The 16,893-nt window shown below is 64.2% G+C and carries 17 protein-coding genes, 1 tRNA gene and 1 pseudogene; 15 read left to right on the top strand and 4 right to left on the bottom strand.

All coding sequences use genetic code 11. From position 1 onward, the window contains the following. Positions 1–138 precede the first annotated feature (138 nt). The 3 genes from AAG895_RS12525 (at position 139) to AAG895_RS12515 (ending at position 3,695) form a co-directional block, all read left to right on the top strand. The gene (locus tag AAG895_RS12525) at positions 139–1,608 is read left to right on the top strand and encodes an MFS transporter (RefSeq protein ID WP_345792338.1); all 1,470 of its coding nucleotides are present in this window, start codon (positions 139–141) and stop codon (positions 1,606–1,608) included. Between the two features lie 144 nt (positions 1,609–1,752). Then, positions 1,753–2,910, top strand: a complete 1,158-nt coding sequence (locus AAG895_RS12520; protein ID WP_345792337.1) for a M20 aminoacylase family protein — start codon at positions 1,753–1,755, stop codon at positions 2,908–2,910. 152 nt (positions 2,911–3,062) lie between these two features. Beyond that, on the top strand, positions 3,063–3,695 hold the full coding sequence (locus AAG895_RS12515) for a trimeric intracellular cation channel family protein (protein WP_345792336.1): 633 nt from the start codon (positions 3,063–3,065) through the stop codon (positions 3,693–3,695). Between the two features lie 29 nt (positions 3,696–3,724). On the opposite strand, the gene queD is transcribed toward AAG895_RS12515, so the two are convergent. Next, positions 3,725–4,168 (bottom strand): 6-carboxytetrahydropterin synthase QueD, encoded by a 444-nt coding sequence (gene queD / locus AAG895_RS12510; RefSeq protein ID WP_345792335.1) that lies wholly within the window; start codon positions 4,166–4,168, stop codon positions 3,725–3,727. 86 nt (positions 4,169–4,254) lie between these two features. Between queD and AAG895_RS12505 the strand changes: the two genes are divergently transcribed. Continuing rightward, positions 4,255–5,133, top strand: a complete 879-nt coding sequence (locus tag AAG895_RS12505) for a radical SAM protein (protein WP_345795287.1) — start codon at positions 4,255–4,257, stop codon at positions 5,131–5,133. A 17-nt stretch (positions 5,134–5,150) separates the two neighbouring features. Here the strand turns inward: AAG895_RS12505 and AAG895_RS12500 are convergent, their stop codons facing one another. Then, positions 5,151–5,444 carry a helix-turn-helix domain-containing protein gene (locus AAG895_RS12500; protein WP_345792334.1) on the bottom strand — a complete coding sequence of 98 codons (294 nt, stop codon included), beginning with the start codon at positions 5,442–5,444 and terminating at the stop codon, positions 5,151–5,153. A 370-nt stretch (positions 5,445–5,814) separates the two neighbouring features. Here AAG895_RS12500 and AAG895_RS12495 point away from each other — a divergent pair. The 3 genes and pseudogenes from AAG895_RS12495 to AAG895_RS12485 form a co-directional block, all read left to right on the top strand. After that, positions 5,815–5,908 (top strand) — tRNA-Ser (locus AAG895_RS12495). A 237-nt stretch (positions 5,909–6,145) separates the two neighbouring features. Next, entirely contained in the window at positions 6,146–7,555 is a 1,410-nt protein-coding gene (locus AAG895_RS12490) for an MATE family efflux transporter (protein WP_345792333.1), read from the top strand. A 40-nt stretch (positions 7,556–7,595) separates the two neighbouring features. Continuing rightward, positions 7,596–7,826 (top strand): annotated as a pseudogene (locus AAG895_RS12485) (isochorismatase family protein); the annotation flags it as partial. On the opposite strand, the gene AAG895_RS12480 reads toward AAG895_RS12485, so the two are convergent. Further along, a complete protein-coding gene (locus tag AAG895_RS12480; protein WP_345792332.1) occupies positions 7,810–8,802 on the bottom strand; it encodes a bile acid:sodium symporter family protein in 993 nt (330 codons plus the stop codon). The pseudogene AAG895_RS12485 and the gene AAG895_RS12480 overlap by 17 nt on opposite strands. Before the next feature lie 157 nt (positions 8,803–8,959). Between AAG895_RS12480 and AAG895_RS12475 the strand changes: the two genes are divergently transcribed. Then, on the top strand, positions 8,960–9,748 hold the full coding sequence (locus AAG895_RS12475) for a helix-turn-helix transcriptional regulator (RefSeq protein ID WP_345792331.1): 789 nt from the start codon (positions 8,960–8,962) through the stop codon (positions 9,746–9,748). 55 nt (positions 9,749–9,803) lie between these two features. Here the strand turns inward: AAG895_RS12475 and AAG895_RS12470 are convergent, their stop codons facing one another. After that, positions 9,804–10,730, bottom strand: a complete 927-nt coding sequence (locus AAG895_RS12470; RefSeq protein WP_345792330.1) for a LysR substrate-binding domain-containing protein — start codon at positions 10,728–10,730, stop codon at positions 9,804–9,806. A gap of 131 nt (positions 10,731–10,861) precedes the next feature. Here AAG895_RS12470 and AAG895_RS12465 point away from each other — a divergent pair, with 131 nt between their 5' ends. From AAG895_RS12465 to AAG895_RS12435, 7 genes are read left to right on the top strand one after another with little or no spacing between them, the layout of a single operon-like run. Further along, positions 10,862–11,341, top strand: a complete 480-nt coding sequence (locus AAG895_RS12465; protein ID WP_345792329.1) for a TRAP transporter small permease subunit — start codon at positions 10,862–10,864, stop codon at positions 11,339–11,341. Continuing rightward, positions 11,334–12,632 carry a TRAP transporter large permease gene (locus AAG895_RS12460; protein ID WP_345792328.1) on the top strand — a complete coding sequence of 433 codons (1,299 nt, stop codon included), beginning with the start codon at positions 11,334–11,336 and terminating at the stop codon, positions 12,630–12,632. Before AAG895_RS12465 ends, AAG895_RS12460 begins: the two co-directional genes overlap by 8 nt. Before the next feature lie 16 nt (positions 12,633–12,648). After that, positions 12,649–13,638, top strand: a complete 990-nt coding sequence (gene dctP / locus AAG895_RS12455; RefSeq protein ID WP_345792327.1) for a TRAP transporter substrate-binding protein DctP — start codon at positions 12,649–12,651, stop codon at positions 13,636–13,638. A 22-nt stretch (positions 13,639–13,660) separates the two neighbouring features. Then, positions 13,661–14,767, top strand: a complete 1,107-nt coding sequence (locus AAG895_RS12450; protein WP_345792326.1) for an FAD-dependent oxidoreductase — start codon at positions 13,661–13,663, stop codon at positions 14,765–14,767. A 46-nt stretch (positions 14,768–14,813) separates the two neighbouring features. Beyond that, positions 14,814–15,071: a (2Fe-2S)-binding protein gene (locus tag AAG895_RS12445; protein ID WP_345792325.1), complete on the top strand. Its 258-nt coding sequence runs from the start codon at positions 14,814–14,816 to the stop codon at positions 15,069–15,071. Beyond that, positions 15,068–16,510, top strand: a complete 1,443-nt coding sequence (locus AAG895_RS12440) for an FAD-dependent oxidoreductase (protein ID WP_345792324.1) — start codon at positions 15,068–15,070, stop codon at positions 16,508–16,510. Before AAG895_RS12445 ends, AAG895_RS12440 begins: the two co-directional genes overlap by 4 nt. 32 nt (positions 16,511–16,542) lie before the next feature. Then, positions 16,543–16,860, top strand: a complete 318-nt coding sequence (locus AAG895_RS12435) for a RidA family protein (protein WP_345792323.1) — start codon at positions 16,543–16,545, stop codon at positions 16,858–16,860. Positions 16,861–16,893: the final 33 nt, after the last annotated feature.

Raw genomic sequence — 16,893 nt, 5'->3', positions numbered from 1 at the left:
CCGGTGGGGCTCGATAAGTGATTCGGGGCGATTCCGGGCGGTGGTCATCGCGGAAAACGGAATGCCTTATGTTTTGTAGGGGAATCCCTAGGATGGCGGGGCAGATATCGATCAACCCGCTGCCTTTAGGAGATCACCATGACAGCGATTGCGGGTACACCTACGACGTATCAAGGTAACGACAAGCTACTGTACGGAATCATCCTCGGCGTCATCACGTTCTGGCTCTTCGCGCAGACCACCCTGAACATCGCGCCGGCGATGCAGAAGGACCTCGGCCTGGATGCCAGCATGATGAACATCGCGGTGGCCATCACGGCGCTGTTCTCGGGCATCTTCATCGTGGTCATCGGTGGTCTCGCCGACCGCGTCGGCCGCGTCAAGACCGTGCAGATCGGCTTCTATCTCAGCATCATCGGTTCGCTGCTGATCGCCATCGCCCCCACCGGCAGCATGGCCACGGCCTTCCTGCTGGTCGGTCGTGCGCTGCAGGGCGTGTCGGCGGCCTGCATCATGCCCGCCAGCCTGGCGCTCGTTAAGACCTACTGGGACGGCCCGGCGCGCCAGCGCGCGGTCAGCCTGTGGTCGATCGGTTCCTGGGGCGGTTCGGGCGTGTGCTCGCTGTTCGGCGGCCTGGTCACGCAGAACTTCGGCTGGCGCTACATCTTCTTCGCCTCGATCGTCGTCGCCATCATCGGCCTGCTGATGATGAAGGGCACGCCGGAAAGCAAGGCGGAGACCAAGGGTGCGTACAAGTTCGACCTTGCCGGCGTTCTGACCTTCATGATCACCATGGTCGCGCTGCAGATCGTCGTCACCCAGGGCAACAAGATGGGCTGGACCAGTCCGCTGATCCTGAGCCTGATCGCGGTCGTGATCGTGTTCGGTTCGCTCTTCTTCCGCATCGAGCACACCTCCGGCCAGCCTTTCGTCGATTTCAAGCTGTTCCAGAACCCGACCTACACCGGCGCCACCATCTCGAACTTCCTCCTCAACGGCGTCGCCGGCACCCTGCTCGTGTCGCTGCAACTGGTCCAGCTCGGTGGCGACATGACGGCCCAGCAGGCTGGCGCGCTGACCCTGGGGTACGCGGTGGCGATCATCGCCTTCATCCGCGTCGGCGAGAAGCTGCTGCAACGCTTCGGTGCGCGCAAGCCGATGATCTGGGGCTGCCTGATCACCGGCCTGTCCATCATCCTGCTGTCGCCGGCCAACCTGCTGCTCGCCGACTACAAGGTCCTCGCGATGATCGGCTACACGCTGTTCGGTGTCGGCCTCGCGTTCTATGCCACCCCCTCGACCGATGCCGCGCTCTCCAGCCTGCCCGCTGCCCAGGCCGGTTCCGGTGCCGGCATCTACAAGATGGCCTCCTCGCTCGGTGCGGCCTTCGGCGTGGCGATCTCGGCGGCGATCTTCACCGCGCTCAGCGCGAACCCCGAGAGCGTCTCCTGGCTCGCCGGCGTGATCACCTTCGTCGGTCGCCAGGACAACCTGGCCGTGCGCGAGGCCGCGATCATCGCCCTGATGTTCAACGTCTTCATGGTGGCCGTGGCGATCCTCTCGATCATGCTCACCGTCCCGAAGGTGGCGCCGAAGAAGGCTGGCTGACGCCGCGGCGCCCAAACGCGCCACACCAGGTCGAGCGCCCGCAGCGATTGCGCAGGCGCTCGACCGAGACAAGCCCGGGCCGGGCGTGCTCTTACCGCGCGGCCGGGTTTCCCGAAACACGCCATCAGATTTCTAGGAGTCATCATGGACACGCTTTTGAATGCACTGTCGTCCGACCAGGAGCAGATGAAGGCCTGGCGGCATCACATGCACCGCCACCCTGAGCTTGCCTTCGACGAGCACGGCACGGCGCACTACATCGCCGAGCTGCTGCGCGGCTGGGGCTACGAGGTCAGCGAAGGCATCGGCAGGACGGGCGTGGTCGCCCGCATGCGTTGCGGCGACGGGACGAAGTCGATCGGCCTGCGCGCGGACACGGATGCGCTCGCGGTGCAGGAGATGATCGACAGCGATCACAAGAGCACCGTCGAAGGCAGGTCGCACACGTGCGGCCACGATGGGCACAGCGCGATGCTGCTCGGCGCGGCCCGGTACCTGGCCCGCACCCGCGCGTTCAACGGCACGGTCAACCTGATCTTCCAGCCTGCGGAGGAGATCATGGGCGGCGCGGTCGCCATGATCGAGGATGGCCTGTTCGAGCGCTTTCCGATGGATGCGGTGTTCGGCATGCACAACATGCCCGGGCTCGAGCGCGGCAAGCTGTACTTCACCGCGGGTCCGATCATGGCGGCGGTCGATAACTGGGAAATCGTGCTCACCGGCAAAGGCAGCCACGGATCGATGCCCGAGAAGAGCATCGATCCCGTTGTTGCCGGCGCATCGCTGGTGATGGCGCTGCAGACCATCGTGTCGCGCAATGTCGGTGCCAAGGATTCCGCGGTGGTGTCGGTGGGCGCGTTCCTGGCCGGCGATGCGGGCAATGTGATCCCGCAGACCGCAACCCTACGCCTGAGCATCCGCAGCAGTGCCCCGGAAACGCGCAAGCTGGTGCTGGACAAGGTCAAGTCGATCACGGCGGCCCAGGCCCTGTCCTTCGGGGTGAGCTACGAGATTCGCGAAGGCGCCCCCGGGGCCGTGTTGGTGAATGAACCCGACCAGACCGTCGAATGCGCGGAGGTCGCGCGTGCGCGACTCGGCGAAGACCAGGTGGTGATGCCCGGGCCCACCTTCATGGGCAGCGAGGACTTCGCCTACTACGCGCAGCGGAAGCCGGGCACCTACTGCTTCATCGGCAACGGCGACACGCCGATGGTGCATCACCCGATGTACGACTTCGACGATCGCAACCTGCCGATCGGGGCAGCCTACTGGGTTGCAGTGACCGAGCACTTCCTCGAGTAAGTCCTGTATAAGGTCCGGCGGCATGCCTCGCGGCGCGAGGCGTGCCGCTTTTTCGCTTGTCAGCCACATGCGGTGTCCGTGAGGCCGTGCGCTGACCCTGCCGTCTCTGTCGCAGCGCCTGGGTGCGCGCTTGATCTTTCGGTGCTGAAAAAATGAAGTTTCAAACAATCCTGCTGGTCATCGAGGTCGGAGGAACGCTCGCATTCGCGATGTCCGGGCTGCTCGAGGCGATCCGCAAGCGGATGGACATCGTCGGGGTGTTCTCGGTCGCCTTCGTCAGCGCATTCGGGGGCGGTACCGTGCGCGACGTACTGCTGGATCGGCGGCCGCTGTTTTGGGTCCAGAACCAGGAGTATGTCTGGCTCGTCATCGCACTCGTGGTGACCGCGCCGCTTTGGGTCAAGACGTTTCGCCATCGCCTGACGGAGAATGCGATGGAGTTTGCCGATGCATGCGGCCTGGGCCTGTTCGCCATCTCGGGCGCCTCGATCGCGAGCGCGGCGGGCATGCCGCCACTGGTGGCGGTCCTGATGGGCGCGATCACCGCGGTGTTCGGTGGCGTTTCGCGCGACGTGCTATGCAACCAGATCCCGAAGGTCTACTACGACCACCGGCCCTACACGCTGTGCGCGGTCGTCGGTTGCGCCGTGTTCCTCGGCGCGAACGCGATCGGCGTGGCGCAGCAGCTGTCCATGGTGGTGGGAATCTGCACGGCCACGGGCCTGCGGGTGCTGGCGGTGATCTTCGGCTGGAAACTTCCGGCCTGGCCCTTGCGCAAGGGGTGAGCGCTACGGGCCGGCTCGGGGCCCTGGCCTCAGGCGCGGACCGCGTCCGCCCAGCAGTTCGGCGTCTCGTAGAGCCGCACGCGCTCGAGGCGGAGGTGGTTGCCGTAGGTGTCGCGGTAGGCCGGGTCGAGGATGCGGAAGGCCTCGGCCGCGAGGTTTTCCGCCGTGGGCACGACGTCGAGCACAACGGTCTTGTGTCCGGGCACCGAGGCGAGAAAATCGGCGACGAGGGTGTCGCCGCGATACACGAGGAAGGCGTGGTCCCACTGGCCGACCACGAGCTCGTTGGCGATGCGCTTGACGTCGGCGAAATCCATCACCATTCCATTGACCGGGAGACCGTCGGCCTTGATGATCTCGCCGGAGAGCGTCACCTCGAGCGCATAACGGTGGCCGTGCAGGTGGCGGCACTGGCTGGCGTGATCAGGAATCCGGTGACCGGCGTCGAATTCGAGGCGGCGGGTGATGCGCATGATGGGTCTCTCTGGAGCGGTCGCGGATTATAGCACCGCCCAGTCCGCCAGCCACGTCGTGCTTTTTGCAAGTATCTGAGCTGAAAATGAATTCTTCCAGTTCGTCGGCTTCCGGCAGTGCAGTTGGGCTGACCACGCGCAACCACGATCGTGATCTCGCGGGCCTCACGTACGTCTATCCGGTGCTGTCGCGACGCGCAGGAGGGGTGTCGGTCGGCATCAACCTCAATCCCAACAACGCCTGCAACTGGCATTGCGCGTATTGCCAGGTGCCCAACCTCGTGCGCGGCAAGGCGCCGGAGATCGATCTGGCCAGGCTGGAGGACGAGTTGCGCGGCTTCCTCGGTGACCTGATCCATGGCGGGTGGATGGCGCGTTACGTGCCCGAAGGTCTTCGCGTGATCCGCGACATTGCGTTCTCAGGCAACGGCGAGCCCACCAGCGCTGCCGTCTTCCCTGAAGCGGTGGCCCTCGCGGTGCGCCTGCGGGCGGAGTTCGGATTGTCGTCCGTCGACGTGCCGCTGCGCCTGATCACCAATGGCAGCCTGATGGCGCAGGACCGCGTGCAGGAGGGGGTGCGCCTGCTGGGCGAGGCTGGGGGAGAGGTGTGGTTCAAGGTCGATGGCGGTACGGCCGATGCGGTCGAACGCATCAACGGTGTGCGCCTCGAACCCGCACAGATTGCGCGTAACCTCGCACGCTGTGCGCAGCGCTGTCCAACCTGGGTGCAGACCTGCATGTTCCGCTGGGACGGTGAGGTGCCGACAGCGGCCGAGATCGATGCCTACCTGGCGCTTTTGGAGGCGGCCGGTATCGCTGCACTCAAAGGCGTGCTGTTGTACGGGATTGCCCGCCAGTCGATGCAACCCGAGGCGCTGCGGCTGGCGCCCTTGAGCCTGGATGAACTCGAGGCCATCGCCGAGCGCATCCGAAAAAAAGGGCTGACGGTACGCGTCAGCCCTTGATGCTGCCCGGCATCCGCTCAGCGCTCCTTGCGCTTTGCGCGTGCCTCCTTCTTGAGGGTCTTGTAGAGCTCGGGATTGGTCGCCTTGAGGTATTCGGCGACGTCGACGTCCTCGCGCTTGACCTTGTTGATGTCGATCTGCTCGACATGCACCAGGCGCAACAGGGCCTGAACGGGACGCGGGATATTGCGCCCGCTCTCGTAGCGGGAACCACCGCTCTGGGTCACGCCGATTTTCGACCAGAACTGCGACTGGTTCAGGCCAAGCTTGCGGCGAATTTCACGAACATCAAGTTTCTCGGTTGCTTTCATATCGATATCCTCATTGGGTTCTGGAACCAGCCTCAACGTCGCGCATCATCGCCTCGTCATCCAGTTCCACCTATGACCTAAGTCATAGGACGAGCGAAGTATAGGTTACTATTCCTTCAACATAAAGTATTGAATTTGATGAATCGGGCAAATTAGGTAAATATAGCTCCGCGAGCGTTTTGCATCCGAGAGGTAGTCTCGGTAGGTCGAGTGAAGGGAACCCGCGTTTCCCATGCCGGCTTTGATAGGACAACGGCACGGATAGTTCAGGGCCTGGGAAGCGCCTGGAGCGGCCCTCTATCCTCCTTGCACCGAGGGATATCCTGTTTGACCGGTGGCTGGGAACTCGCTATGATCGCGGTTTCCTGAAGGAGACGTGGCCGAGAGGTCGAAGGCACTCCCCTGCTAAGGGAGCATGCGGGCTAAAACTCGCATCGAGGGTTCGAATCCCTCCGTCTCCGCCAGAGCATGAAGCCCCTGTCAAAAAGGGGCTTTTTTGCGTTTACGTTCGGCTCGGGCTCGATACCTCGGCGTTCCGCTCTGGCGTCGGGGCGAGGTCATGGCCTCGGGCCGCAACAACTGAAAGAGCTGCGTGTGCTAGATCAACCACCCGGCGGACACGATGTGCGTTCCGAATCCGCGCGACGAGCCCGCAGCGCTCGCGAGCGTTTGAGCGACGCCGGCGCGGCACAATACGCCGGATGAGCACGCCCGATCGTCCTCCACCTACCTCGCTGCGCGCCGACCTGCGCGCAGCGCTCCGTGGCACCGACGCCGACTACACGCGCATTCCATTGAAGCGCGCGGTGTTCCTGCTTGCCGTGCCGATGATGCTGGAGTTGGTGCTCGAGTCCACCTTCGCGGTGGTCGACATCTTCTTCGTGGCCAAGCTCGGATCCTCCGCGGTGGCCACGGTCGGGCTGACCGAAACCTATCTCTTCCTGCTGTATTCGATCGCGATGGGCCTGGCGATGGCGGTCACCGCGGTCGTCGCCCGCCGCATCGGCGAGCATCGGGGCGAGGAGGCTGCGCTGTCGGCGGTGCAGGCCATCGTGGTGGCGGTGCTCGTCTCGCTGCCCTTCGCCGTGGCCGGCATCGTGTGGGCGCAGGAGCTGCTGCGCCTGATGGGCGCGGACGCCTGGGCCATCGAGCACGGCTACCGCTACACGCAGTGGATGCTCGGCGGCAACGCGGTGATCCTGCTCCTCTTCGTCATCAACGCCATCTTCCGCGGCGCGGGCGACGCAGCGGCGGCAATGCGCGTGCTGTGGGCCGCCAATGCGCTCAACATCGCGCTCGACCCGATCCTGATCTTCGGCCTCGGACCGATCCCGGCGCTCGGCATCGAGGGGGCGGCGATCGCGACCAACATCGGGCGCGGTGCCGGTGTGCTGATGCAGCTGTGGATCCTCATCCGCGGCAGCGAACACCTGCGCATCCGCCGCGCGAGCCTGCGCTGGCATGGCGCGACGCTGTGGCAGATCGTGCGCACCTCGCTCGGCGGCATCGGTCAGATGATCGTGTCGATGACCGCCTGGATCTTCCTGATGCGCATCCTCGCCAGCGTATCGACCGAGGCCGTTGCCGGGGCGACGATCACGATCCGCATCATGATGTTCACGCTGATGCCGGCCTGGGGCATGTCCAACGCCGCCGCCACGCTCGTCGGGCAGAACCTCGGCGCCGGCCAGCCCGCGCGCGCCGAGGCCGCAGTGTGGCGCATCGGCTGGATGAACATGGTCTTCACGCTCGCCGTGTCGGTGTTCTTCTTCTTCCTGCACGACGGGCTCGTCGCACTCTTCACCGACGACGCACAGGTCATCGCCATCGGCGGCGAATGGCTCGCCATCCTGTCGTATTCGTACTTCGTCTACGGCTGGTGGATGGTGTCGGTGCAGGCCTTCAACGGCGCTGGCGACACGATGACGCCGACCTGGATCAACCTGGTGTTCTTCTGGGCGATCCAGATCCCGCTCGCCTGGGCGCTCGCGTTGCCCATGGGCTGGGCGCACTCGGGGGTGTTCTGGGGCGTGTTCATCTCGGAGACTGCGGTGGGCCTGTTCACGCTGTGGCTGTTCAGCCGCGGGCGCTGGAAGGCGACGCGGCTTTGAAGGCTTGTAAGGACCTTCGGAAGCAGCTCATTTGTTTCTGATCTTTCCGGACGCGCCCTACATCGCCCGTCCGGGGCAGATCAACGCCTGGGACAACGCGGACTTCGTCCAGGCGGTGAAGGCCACCGGCAAGAAACAGCTGATCATCGCCGGCGTCGTCACCGAGGTCTGCGTGGCCTTCCCGGCGTTGTCCGCGCTCGAGGCGGGCTTCGAGGTCTTCGTGGTCACCGACGCCTCGGGCACCTTCAACGCGCTCACCCGCGACTCGGCCCGGCGAGGGCCGGCCGCTCGCGCTCCGCGTATCGCCGCGCCAGCACCGCACACACCATCAACTGGATCTGGTGGAACACCATCAGCGGCAGGATGGCCAGGCCCGCCGCGCCGCCACTGAAAATGATCTGCGCCATCGGCAGCCCGGTCGCCATGCTCTTCTTCGAGCCGCAGAACACGATCGTGATCTCGTCCTCCACATCGAAGCCGAACGCGCGCGCCAGCCAGGTGGTGGCCACCAGCACCAGCGCAAGCAGCACCACGCAGCACAGCACCAGCTGAGCGAGCGCCGATGCGGGCACGACGTGCCAGAGTCCGTCGAGCACCGCCGCACCGAAGGCCGTGTAGACCACGAGCAGGATCGACCCCTGGTCGACCACGCGCAGCCAGCGCTGCCGGCGCGCCACCCACTCGCCGATCCACGGCCGCAGCGCATGGCCGGCGGCGAAGGGCAGCAGCAACTGCACCCCGATCTTCACCACGGCCTCCCCGAGCGGCACGCCGGCGCCGGTGCTGCCCAGAATCAGGCCAGCCAGCAGCGGCGTGAGCACGATGCCGACCAGGCTCGACGCCGATGCCGCACAGACCGCCGCCGGAACGTTGCCGCGCGCGATCGAGGTGAAGGCGATGGCCGATTGCACGGTGCCCGGCAGCAGGCACAGGTAGAGCATGCCGAGCCAGAGCCCCTCGCCAAGCAGCGGGCGCAGCACCGGCCCGAGTGCCAGGCCGAGCAGCGGAAACAGCGTGAAGGTGCACCCGAAGATGAGCAGGTGGAGACGCCAGTGCATCGCACCGTCGATGATCGCGCGGCGCGACAGCCGGGCGCCGTGCAGAAAGAACAGCAGCGCGATGCCCGCGTGGGTGAGTCCGTCGAAGAGCCCGGCGAACGCGCCCTGCGCGGGCAGGACGGTGGCGAGCACCACGACGGCGGTGAGCAAGATCGTGAAGCGATCGAATAGGAGGGTCAGTAGGTTCATGGCGATGCGGGGCAGGGCGGAAAGTGAGCGGAAAGGCGTGGAAATGGGCGACGGTCGGGATGGTCAGGCCGTGAAGCCTGCGCACTTGTGAGAAAGCCTACCGAAGCGCGATACTTCCAGCTAACGCCAAACGGCTACTCGATGTCGCTGACAGGACATGCTGGAGTCGCTTCCCGAAGAACTTGCCGGGCTTGCCGCCCTGCCGCGCCCGGTTTTCGGGCACGCCGAGTCGGTGACCAATCGCGCACTCGGCTACCGTCATGCCCATCCATGGGTTCAGTTCGCTCATGCGGTGGCGGGCGTGCTCGACGTGCGCACCGACACCGGACGCTTCATCGCACCGCCGCAGCGCGCGGTATGGATCCCCGCCGGGGTCGCGCATCAGGTGCGCTGCTCGGCCGATACCGAGATCCGCAGCCTCTACATCGAGCCCTCGGCCGTGCCGGATGTGCGAGGCGGTTGCCGCGTGCTCGCCGTGAGTCCGTTGCTGCGTGAGCTGATCCGCGCCTTCGGCGACCTGCCGGCGGCGTATGACGAGCACGGCCCGGGCGGCCGGCTCGCCGCGGTGCTGCTTGACCAGGTCGCCGCCGCACCTGCGCTCGGTCTCGTGCTGCCGCTGCCGCGGGAGCCGCGTCTGCGTCGGGTGTGCGAGGCGCTCGAGGCCGAGCCCGACACGCGGGACGGGCTGGCGGCCTGGAGCGTCCGCCTGGGGTGTTCGGAGCGCACGCTGGCGCGGCTCTTCCGGGCACACACCGGCCTCAACTTCCGCCTCTGGCGCCAGCGCCTGCGCCTGATCAGCGCCTTGCCCCGGCTCGAGGCCGGCGAGCGCGTCACCGATGTCGCCATCGCCTGCGGCTACGACTCGGTGTCCGCCTTCATTGCCAGCTTTCGCGAGCATCTGGGGGTGACGCCCGGGGAGTTTGCGGGTGGCCGTGGGTCGGAGTGAGAGGGGGCAAGAGGCGGTTGGCGATCCTGTCGCGGTGTTCAGCGAAGCTCGCCTTTCAGGATGTGGCTCGACCGATTATCTCCATGATTCGATCGGAGAGCCGATCGCAGAACGCATCCGTCAACAACGAGGAGGGCTTGTGGGCGGGGCGCAGGATCGCGAATGAGAACGCCACTTCAGGCTCGAATGACCGAAACACCAGCATCCCTGCACCTTCTCGATACAACCTGTAGCTGGCTGCACTGATTGGGTCACATATGCAGTAGGCCAGGCCCTGCTCGACAAAATCGAAGCCCGAGATGAAGGCCCGAAGCTCGAAGCGTTGATTGAAATGCGCACCGCACTGCGCGAATGCGGCACGCGTCTTGATTGCGGTGAAATGATCGGCGAAGAGCATGGCCATTGGCTTTCCGTCGAGATCTTCCGGCGTGATCGTCCCTTTTTTCGCGAGCGGGTCGTCGGCGCGCAATGCGCAGACACAGGCCGATTGAAGTTTCTGAACAGTGAGTGATGAACGGTCGCTGGGCTGCTCTGCAATTCCCACATCGAACTGCTGTGATGCCACCCATTCATGCACTGCGGTCGAACTGTTGCTCATGAGGGTCACGTTCACATCCGGGCGGTCCCGCACGAACTCCGAGATCAGCCGCGGCACCAGAAAGTGCGAAGCCGCAGGCATGCATGCGACTCGAAGCTGTCCGGCTTGCAGTCGGGCAACCTCACCCATCATGTGGGTGGCGCGATCGAAATCGTTAAGGAGCCTGTCGATCTCCTCAACGAAAAAATGCGCTTCGGGCTTGGCGACGAGTCGGTTACCACGACGCTCGAACAATTCGAAACCGAGCTCGGCCTCCATGTTGGCCAACATCGCGCTCAGTGCGGGCTGAGACCGATGGAGCGACTTTGCGGCGCCTGACACCGAGCCGCAGCGCATCACCTCCCGGAAGACCATCAACTGACGCAAAGACAAATTGAGAGACATCGGGACCTCCGTCATGACTTGCGCAAGAGTATAGGTCAAACCGATGCTGCAATCGATTTTTAAAGTTTGACTCGATTGCTCTGCGAAACCAATATGCCAATAAGGCAGTTCAATAACTTGGGGGGGGTGAGATGGAACGAGGAGCGAGGTACCTGCTGACGGGGCTGATTGCAGTCGTTGCAATCGCTCAGTTCGTGCAGGTCGTTACCCGCTACATCCTGGAGATACCGGTCATGGGGCTTGAGGAAGCGACGATCTTCCCCAGTCTATGGCTCTATCTGATGGGTGCAGCAAACGCGTCGCGGGAGGACTCCCAGATCCGAGCCAATGTGCTCGAGATCTTCATCGAGACGCCAGTGGGCCATGCGCGCCTGGGTGTTCTGACGGAGGCCGTGAGTCTCGTCGTCTGCGGCTGGCTGACGTGGTGGGCTTGGGATTTCACCCGCTACTCGTGGCGAACCTGGCGCGAAAGCGCAACCCTCTACTGGCCGACCTTCTACGCCGATGTGGCGCTCATCGTCGGGCTTGCGCTGGTGATGGTGTTCACGTTCCGTACGCTGCTCGGCCATGTGCGCGTCCTGCTTCGCAATAACGAGGTGTCCCATGGTTGAAGTGGCAATGCTTTCGCTGCTGATCCTGGTGCTTACCCTGAGCATCGGCGTTCCGCTGCCATTCTGTTTCGGTGCCGCCCTCATGGTCATGAGCGTGATCGGGGGCGTCACGATGAAGGGAACGATGCTCTGGGGGCTCGGGCAACTCGCCAACCCGATCCTGCTCGCGATTCCGCTGTTCATCCTGGCGGGCACCCTGATGAGCGTGAGCGGGCTGGCCGCCTCCCTTCTAAGGCTCGTGAATATATTCATTGGGCATGTACGTGGCGGGCTTGGCGTGGTGGCCACCTTCAGCTGTGCGCTGATCGGGGCGATCTCGGGCAGTGGTCTCACGGGTGTTGCGGCGATCGGTCCCCTGCTGATCCCGGAAATGGTCCGTCAAGGCTATCCGCGAGGGTATGCCTCGGCCCTCGTCTCGTGCTCGTCGGTGCTCGGTCTGCTGATTCCGCCCAGCGTGACGATGATCGTGTATGGCTGGGTCACCGATACGTCGATTCTGGCCGCTTTCCTGGCCACCCTCGGGCCGGGCCTGCTGATCACCTTGAACCTCGCTGTAGTCAATCTGGTTCTGGCGCGCAGATTCGACCTGAAGCTCGATGCAAAACCGGACTTCACCACGCTTGTCGTCGAGACGCGCAAGCGCACGGTGCATGCGCTGCCAGCCCTCCTCATGCCCTTCATCATCCTGGGCGGTATCTATGGCGGGATCCTCACGCCCACTGAAGCTGCGGCCGTTGCGGTGATCTATGCGATCCCCGTGGGCTTCTGGATCTACAAGGGGCTGACCTGGCAGACCTTGCTGGAATCCGGCAAGGAGTCCGCTACCGCGGTCGGCGCAATCATGCTGATGATCCTGTTCAGCCTGATCCTGAGCCAGATGTTCGTGCTCGAGTCCATCCCGCAGAAGCTCGTGAAGGTCATCTTCGATTTCACCCAGAACGAGTTGCTGATCCTGCTCCTGGTCAACGTGCTGCTGTTCGTCGTCGGCATGATCGTCAACGACGTCACAGCGATCATCCTGATCGCTCCGCTGCTGCTGCCTCTGATGAAGGCGATCGGCGTGGATCCGGTCCATTTCGCCGCAATCATCGGCGTCAATACCGCGCTCGGCGGCATCACGCCCCCCTATGCCTCGATTCTTTACATGGGAGCCCGGGTGGGCGGCGCCAAGGTCGTCGAGGTAATTCGTCCCGCCATGACGTTCCTGATTTTCGCGTTCCTTCCTACCGTTCTCGTCACCACCTTCTGGCCCGAATTGTCGCTGTTCTTCCCCCGCCTGTTCGGCTACTAACCCCAAGGAGACATCAATGACCCGCAACCGCTTCGTCATGGCGACGCTCGCCGCAAGCCTTCTGAGCCTGAGCACCTGGGCCAGCGCACAGGACCTCAAGCTCAGCCATGTCCGCCCACAGGGCAGCACGGCCGATAACGACGTACGTGCGCTGGTTACCGACATCGGCAAGAACAGCGCCTTGAAGGTCGAGATCTTTCCCGCGAATGCCCTCGGCGATTACACGGTCGTGCAGGAGCGGATCGCCGTCGGTGCAATCGACATGGCGCTTCAGCCAGCGGCTGCCGCGGGCAACCGACGCATGCAGCTCGGCGTTTTTCCCTATCTTGCCAATGACTGGGAGGAGGCCCGGAAGATCTTCGGCAAGGGTTCCGCACTGCGGGATGCAATGGAGCAGATGTTCGAGCAGCAGGGCATCAGGGTTCTGGCGGCCTATCCGGTTTACTTCGGTGGAATCGCGCTCAACAAGTCGCCTGTTGCCCCGGAGGACCCGCAAGCGGCCAAGGGACTGAAGCTCCGCGTTCCTCCCATCAAGAGTTTTCAGCTGACCGGTAATGCGCTCGGATACATCAGTACGCCGCTTCCCTTCTCGGAGGCATTCACCGCCGTCCAGACCGGTGTCGTCGACGGTGTACTGGGCTCTGGTGCCGAGGGCTATTACGCATCGTTCCGCGACGTGACCAAGTATTACCTCGCAGCCAATACGCACTTCGAGATCTGGTACCTGCTGATGAACGCAGAGAAGTACGCCAGTCTCGATGCGCCGACGAGGGGCGCGCTCGATCAGGCAGCCGCCAGATTCGAAACCGAGCGCTGGACCAAGGCGGAGGCCGATCAGGCGGAGAACGAGAAGAAACTCGAGGAAGCGGGCGCGAAGATCATTCGCCCGTCGAAGGAGGCCCTGGCCGCCCATGCGCAGAAGATCCGTGCCGAGGTGTGGCCGGAGATCGTCAAGGACGTGGGTGAAGGCTTTGCCAAGCCCATCCTGGACAAGCTCGCCCGCTGAATCAGAGGGTCGGACCATGCACTTGCAGACATCCGTTGATACGCTCGTCGTCGGTGGCGGGGTGGTTGGAACCTCGATTGCCTATGGCTTGGCGCGAGCAGGTGAGCGCGTCGTGCTGCTCGACGAGGGCGATGATGCGTATCGCGCTGCGCGCGGCAATTTCGGTTTGGTGTGGGTGCAGGGTAAAGGTCTGGGCAATCCGGATTACGCGCGCTGGACACGCCGTGCGGCTACTGCCTGGGATCGATTCGCCGGACTCCTGATGGAGGACACAGGGGTTGATGTCGAACTGCGCCAGATTGGGGGCATGACGATGGCGCTCGACGAGGACGAACTCGTCCGGAAGGCTGCGGATCTGGGCGCTCTCCGCGCCAGCCTCGGCGGCGACTATCCGTTCGAGATCCTCGACGGTAGCGCAGTCCGGCGCCTGATTCCGCAGGCGGGCCCGGAGGTCCTCGGTGCAGTTTTCTGCCCCGAGGACGGACACGTGAGCCCGCTCCGTCTGTTGCGTGCCCTCCTGGAAGGCTTCCGACGCAATGGTGGAGCGCTCGCCGCAGGTAGTCGGGTTCGCCATATCGAGCCCAGCGGTGGTGGTTTCCTGGCGCACCTCGTCGGCGGAGGTACCCACGCCGCGGCGCGGATCGTGCTCGCAGCGGGGCTGGGCAACCGGGAACTTGCGCCCATGGTCGGCCTGAGTGCGCCGGTCGTGCCGAATCGCGGACAGATCCTCGTCAGCGAGCGCCTGCGGCCCTTCCTGAGTCATCCGACCCTGTATGTCAGGCAGACCGGGGAGGGTGTGGTCCAGATCGGTGACTCGAAGGAGGACGTCGGCTTCGATGACACCACGAGCATCGATCAACTGTCGCGGATTGCCGACCGGGCTGTGCGCTGCTTTCCGCTCCTGTCCCAGGTCAATGTGGTGCGCAGTTGGGGGGCGCTGCGCGTAATGACGCCGGACGGATTTCCGATCTACCAGGCGTCGACCGCCTTTCCCGGCGCTTTTGTCGTGACCTGTCACAGCGGCATCACGCTTGCCCCGGTCCACGCGCATGCCCTCACATCGTGGATGCGTGGCGGACCGGAGCCGGACGAGATCCGGCCCTTCAAGGCGGAGAGATTCAATGCTTAAGACTGCTTTTCCCGAACATTGCGATGCAACCTCGGGAGTCGAGATCTTGCTTGACGGGGATCCCCTGCGCGTCGAGGCCGGTCAGCCCCTGGCTGCGGCCTTGATGAAGGCGGGCTTGTCCGTCTTTCGACGCACCCCGGTCAGCGGTGCGCCTCGAGCGCCCTTCTGCATGATGGGTGTCTGCTTCGAGTGCCTCGTCGAGATCGATGGCGTGCCCAACCAGCAGTCGTGCATGGTCGAGGTCCGCGAAGGGATGCGGGTCCGTGTGCAGGATGGCGCACGCAATCTGGAGGCCACACGATGAACATCAGTACAGACCCGGGCTCCGGCTTCACGCATGACGTGATCGTGATCGGAGGCGGTCCGGCTGGCATGTCGGCTGCAATGACAGCCGCTGAATACGGCTGCAAGGTTGCTCTGCTTGACGAGCAGCCCAGGCCGGGGGGGCAGATCTACAGGAACGTGACGCGTGCCCCGGCAGCGCTGCGCGAGCTTCTCGGGCCCGACTACCAGCGGGGCAGCGGCTTGGCGGAGCGCTTGCAACGGAGCGGCGTGGAATGCCACTTCGACACGACCGTCTGGGACGTGGGACAGGATCTGACCGTGACCGCACAGTGCCATGGCAGATCCACTCAGCTTCGGCCCCGGCAGTTGATTGCGGCCACCGGGGCAATGGAACGCCCCTCACCGATTCCCGGCTGGACCTTGCCAGGCGTGCTCAATGCAGGCGCTGCGCAGATCCTGCTCAAGAGCAGCGGCACCGTGCCGAGTGGCGCGACCGTCCTCGTGGGCGGAGGTCCCCTGCTGTTGCTCGTCGCCTGCCAACTGCTCGATGCCGGCGCACGGGTAGCCGCATTGGTTCAGACGACGCCGACGTCGAATCTCCTTCGTGCGCTGCCTCATCTGGGTCGTGCATCCCTCACGCCGTCTTATCTGGCGAAGGGAGCAGGACTGCTGCAGAAGCTCAAGCGCGCAGGCGTCCCCTTCTATCGTGACGCGAGGGAGATCCGGATAGAGGGGGAATCCGGCGTGTCCGCGCTCACCTTCCGCGCAGGAGGGACCTGCGTCTCTATCGCTGCGGACGCCGTCCTGCTCCACCATGGCGTGGTGCCGAACACGCAACTTGCGCGCCTGTTGCGGCTCGAGCACAGATGGGACGATACCCAACTGGCCTGGCAGCCGTGTGTCGACGCGTGGTTCGAAACCTCGCTGCCGGGCCTGCGGATTCCCGGGGATGGGGCTTCGATTGCTGGTGCGCTTGCTGCCGAGGCCAGCGGTGCCCTGGCGGCCTTGGGCGCGGCAGCAGCAATCGGACGCGTGGACTGCTCGACACAGGAACGCGAGGCGCGGGCTTGGCGGAAACTTCTACGCAAGCATTCGCGGGTGCGCCGATTCCTCGACGAGCTCTACCGGCCTCCCGAGTGGCTCGTTGCGCCGCCTGACGAGACCATCGTCTGCCGTTGCGAGGAAGTTGACGCGGGCACGATCCGCCACATGGCGATTCTCGGGTGCCAGGGGCCGAACCAGACAAAGTTCTTCAGCCGCTGTGGAATGGGTCCCTGTCAGGGTCGCCAGTGCGCAATCACCGTTTCCCAGATGCTGGCACGCGCCCATTTCAAATCCGTTCAGGAGGTTGGCTCCTACCGAATCAGGCCGCCGCTGAAGCCCATCCCCTTGGGGTCAATTGCCGCACTGGCAAGTCCCTCCGTATCCAGGTCAGCTTGTAAGGAAGAATTCGAATGAACGCTATTGAACGCACTCAGACGACAAAGCGAATGAGCAAGATCGTCAGACACAACGGTGTCATCTACCTTTGTGGACAGACTTCGAGCGGAAAGAGTCTTGACGACGTCAGCGGGCAGATGAGGGAAGTCCTTGCTCGGATCGATGCGCTTCTCGAGCAAGTGGGGAGCGACCGCAGCAAGTTGCTCGCGACCACGATTCACCTCAAGAACATGGGTGACTTTCAGGCGATGAACGATGTCTGGGAGGCCTGGATTCCCGAGGGCTGCGCGCCCGCCCGGACAACGGTAGAAGCCAGGCTGGCGAGTGATGACCTGCTGGTCGAACTGACCGTGATTGCCGCTTGCTGAGGGCCGTCCGCTGCGAGTGAAGCCGAAAGCATG

The sequence above is a fragment of the Thauera sp. JM12B12 genome (assembly GCF_039614725.1).
In the GTDB taxonomy this organism is placed as follows: domain Bacteria; phylum Pseudomonadota; class Gammaproteobacteria; order Burkholderiales; family Rhodocyclaceae; genus Thauera.
The sequence above is the reverse complement of the archived record's forward strand: the minus strand, read 5'-3'. Positions and strand labels throughout refer to the sequence as shown.